Origin of the sequence: Actinoplanes sp. NPDC049598 (genome assembly GCF_040675435.1) — a bacterium.
Lineage (GTDB): Bacteria > Actinomycetota > Actinomycetes > Mycobacteriales > Micromonosporaceae > Actinoplanes.
In genome coordinates this window covers 243,533-245,351 of the sequence record NZ_JBFAOX010000012.1, presented here as the reverse complement: position 1 = coordinate 245,351, position 1,819 = coordinate 243,533, and the positions used below count along the sequence as shown (strand labels likewise).

The following is a 1,819-nucleotide window of genomic DNA, read 5'->3' as shown; positions in this document are numbered from 1 at the left end:
CCTCCCCGCCTCCCCGCGCCTCCCCGCCTCCCCGCGCCTCCCCGCCTCCCCGCGCCTCCCCGCCTCCCCGCGCCTCCCCGCCTCCCCGCGCCTCCCACGCATGATGGAGGGCAGACTTTCCCATCCCCCGCATGATCGGGGCTGGGCTGTTGTCGGGCCGCGTGAGCGGAGGGCCGGTCCTACAGTGGTCGCCATGCGGGAGAGCGACGGAGTGCGGGAAGCGATCGCAGTCGAGCGACGGCGGACGGCTGATCTGCTCGAGTCGTTGACCCCGGCCCAGCTCGCGGTACGCAGCCTCTGCGGTGAGTGGACGGTCCGCGAAGTGGCGGCCCACCTGCTGGCCGCGGTGGAGGCGCCGCGCGGGGCGACGCTGTCGGCCATGATGCGGTCCGGTTTCCGGGTGCACCGGGCCAACGCGCTGCTGGCCCAGTCGATCGGCCGGCTACCGGTGGAGGAGATCGCCGGCGGGCTGCGCCGCAACGCGGAGAACGAGTTCAAGGCGCCCATCGTGGGCTATCCCGGTCAGCTGACCGACCTGCTGGTGCACGGGCAGGACATCCGGCGGCCGCTGGGGCTGCCGCACGGCCTGCCGCTCGACTCGCTGCGGATCGCCCTCGACTTCCTGACCACTGGCCGCCCGGTCGGCTTCACGAAGAAGTCCTGGCTGACCGGCCTGCGATTCACCGCCGGCGACCTCGACTGGAGCTTCGGCGACGGTCCCCTCGTGACCGGCCCGGCCGAGGCCCTGATGATGGCGATGACCGGCCGCCGGATCGTCCTGGGCGAGCTGGACGGGCCCGGAGTGCGAGTTTTGGCGAACCGGCTGGAGTGATCTCGCCGGCCACCCGAAACTGTCAGAGGGTGGGTCTAACTTCCCCGCCATGAATGACACCGATTTCCGGACCGCCCCGATCACCCTCGACCGCCGCCTGACCCTAGGCGACACGGATTACCAGGTCACCACCTACCCCACCGAGACCGAGCGCTTCGACCTCTGCATCGTCAGCAGCGACCACGACGGAAACGTGGTGAGCGAGATCAGCGCCGACATCGTGCCGTCCGACCTGGCCGGCCTGACCGACGTGCTCACCTCCACCCTGGCCGGCCTGCTGGCCATGACCCACCCCGGCCCCGGGGCCCGCGACGCGCCCCCTCCCGACCGCCGCAACCGCCACCCCAACCAGGGCGTTCGCTGGACCCCGGCCGACGACGAGCGCCTGCTCACCCGCTACCGCGAGGGCGCCCGCCCCCGCGACCTGATGGCCGAGTTCGGCCGCAGCAACGGCGGCATCCGCGCCCGCCTCGAGCTCCTCGGCGAGCTGACCCCCGGCGCCCGCTGGCCCTCCCCCGGCACCCCCGCCTCCAGCACCCGCCGCCACTTCCCGGCCGACCCCACCCCCAGCCCAACCATCGTTCCCCCCACAACAGCCCCCGCAGAGACCACCACCCTGCCCACCGCAGAGACCACCACCCTGCCCACCGCAGAGACCACCACCCTGCCTACTGCCGGGACCACCGCCGCCCTGCCCACTGCCGCGGCTCCCGTCGCCCTGCCCACTGCCGAGACCAACACCGTCCTGCCCGCACGAGATGCTGCTGCCACCCTGCCCGCAAGAGACGGGGTGGCCGACCTACGGGCCGGGGAGGCCACGATGTGACCCGCCCGGGCCGGGCGCGCCATTGCGCCCGGCCCCTCCCCTGCCCGGCCCTTTCTCCGTTGGCCGGCAGGTGGTCCGTGGCCGACGACCGGTCGCGGTCTGGGCGATAACCACGGGCAAGCAGACCGACTGCCGGTCGGTGGCCGACTGCCGGTCGGAGG

The 1,819-nt window shown here is 73.4% G+C and carries 2 protein-coding genes; both read left to right on the top strand.

Annotated features, from left to right (window positions below):
• The first annotated feature begins 193 nt into the window (after nucleotides 1-193).
• Entirely contained in the window at nucleotides 194-832 is a 639-nt protein-coding gene (locus AB0J66_RS27435) for a maleylpyruvate isomerase family mycothiol-dependent enzyme (protein ID WP_364666220.1), read from the top strand.
• Nucleotides 833-881: 49 nt separating this feature from the next.
• Nucleotides 882-1,658: a hypothetical protein gene (locus AB0J66_RS27430; protein WP_364666217.1), complete on the top strand. Its 777-nt coding sequence runs from the start codon at nucleotides 882-884 to the stop codon at nucleotides 1,656-1,658.
• The last annotated feature ends 161 nt before the right edge of the window (nucleotides 1,659-1,819 follow it).